We start from the raw sequence: 1,937 nt of genomic DNA on the forward strand, positions 1-1,937 counted from the left end.
GGCATCTCGTACGCGACCGCGCGCCGGCGTTACGAGACCGGGACGCTACCCGTTCCCGCATACCGGCTTGGGCGCCTGATCATGATTGGTGAACCGCTGACCGGCTCGGCTTCAACGTCCGGGCAGACCGTGGTGTACGCCCGGGTGTCGTCGGCCGACCAGAAGTCCGATCTGGACCGGCAGGTCGCGCGGGTCACTACCTGGGCCACCGGGCAGCACCTCGCCGTTGACCGCGTGGTAACCGAGGTCGGTTCCGCGCTGAATGGGCACCGCAAGAAGTTCCTCGCACTGCTGTACGACCCGCAGGTGTCGACGATCGTGGTCGAGCACCGGGACCGGTTCGCCCGGTTCGGCGCGGAATACGTCGAAGCCGCCCTGTCCGCGCAGGGCCGCCGCCTGCTGGTGGTCGACCCGGCCGAGGTCGATGACGACTTGGTCCGCGATGTCACCGAGATCCTGACGTCGCTGTGCGCCAGGCTGTACGGCCGCCGCGCTGCCGCGAACCGTGCCCGCCGCGCGGTCGAGGCTGCGACCAGGGACCCGGCATGAAGACGATCCAGGCGTACCGGTTCGCGCTCGACCTCACCCCGGCTCAGGAACGCGCCGTCCTCGCCCACGCCGGGGCAGCTCGTGTCGCACACAACTGGGCACTGGCCCGGGTGAAGGCGGTGATGGACCAGCGCGCCGCGGAACGCACCTACGGCATGCCGGACGAACTGCTGACGCCATCGCTGCCGTGGACCCTGGCCGGGCTGCGCAAGGCGTGGAACGCCGCCAAGCCCGACGTCGCGCCGTGGTGGCCCGAGGTGTCCAAGGAAGCGTTCAACACCGGCCTGGACGCCCTCGCCGGAGCGTTGAAGAACTGGGCCGACTCCCGCACCGGCAAACGGGCCGGGCGGCGGGTCGGGTTTCCGAAGTTCAAGTCGCGCCGCCGCACCACACCGTCAGTGCGGTTCACCACCGGCGCGATCCGGATCGAGCCCGACCGCATGCACGTTGTTCTGCCTCGCCTGGGCCGGTTGAAGCTGCACGAGTCCGCCCGTAAGCTCGCTCGGCGCATCGAGGCCGAGACCGCGCGGATCATGTCGGCGACCGTGCGGCGTGACGGTAGATGCTGGCATGCGTCGTTCACCGTCGAAGTTCAGCGCGCCGAACGGCAACCGGTGCGGCCGAAGTCGGTGGTCGGCGTGGACGTCGGCATCAAGCACCTCGCGGTGCTGTCCACCGGTGAGCTGGTCGACAATCCGCGCCACCTTGTCGCTGCACAGCAGCGGATGCGGGCGCTCGGCCGGGCGCTGTCGCGCAAGACCGGCCCGGACCGGCGCACCGGCCAGCACGCCTCGAGACGATGGCAGCGGGCAGCGACCCGGCTCGGCCGTGTGCACGCACGTGTGGCGAACCTGCGCCGCGACGGGCTGCACAAGCTCACCACCGGCCTCGCCCGTGAGCACGGCACCGTCGTGGTCGAAGACCTCAACGTCACCGGCATGCTGGCCAACCGGCGCCTGGCCCGGCACATCACCGACGCTGGCTTCGCCGAAATCCGTCGCCAGCTGGCATACAAGACCACCTGGAACGGCGGCCGGCTGCTGGTCGCCGACCGCTGGTATCCATCCTCGAAAACCTGCTCGGGCTGCGGCGCGGTGAAAACCAAACTCGCCCTGCACGAGCGTGAATTCGTCTGCCAGGCGTGCGGTCTGGTCGTCGACCGCGACCATAACGCCGCGCTGAATCTGGCCGCTCTAGCGGCTCAGTTCGACACCGCCGGGAGTGGCTCGGTGGCTGGACGTGGAGCCGACCAGAAGACCCGCGCACGCGGGCAGGTGGCTGCGAAGCGTCAACCCGGCACGGCATCCGCCGTTAAGACCGGGACTGTCCCACCGCAAGGCGGGGCTATCGATCGTGTGCTCGCCAAAGCGCACTGAAAGATAACGGAG

The 1,937-nt window shown here is 69.5% G+C and carries 2 protein-coding genes; both read left to right on the top strand.

Annotated features, from left to right (window positions below):
- Nucleotides 1-549 (top strand): IS607 family transposase (locus ABD332_RS59800; RefSeq protein WP_344516074.1); only part of this gene is annotated, 549 nt, incomplete at its 5' end.
- A complete protein-coding gene (gene tnpB, locus ABD332_RS59805) occupies nucleotides 546-1,925 on the top strand; it encodes an IS607 family element RNA-guided endonuclease TnpB (protein ID WP_344516076.1) in 1,380 nt (459 codons plus the stop codon). The genes ABD332_RS59800 and tnpB, both read left to right, overlap by 4 nt.
- Nucleotides 1,926-1,937 lie beyond the last annotated feature (12 nt).

Source organism: Dactylosporangium maewongense, assembly GCF_039531485.1.
GTDB classification, from domain to species: Bacteria; Actinomycetota; Actinomycetes; order Mycobacteriales; family Micromonosporaceae; genus Dactylosporangium; species Dactylosporangium maewongense.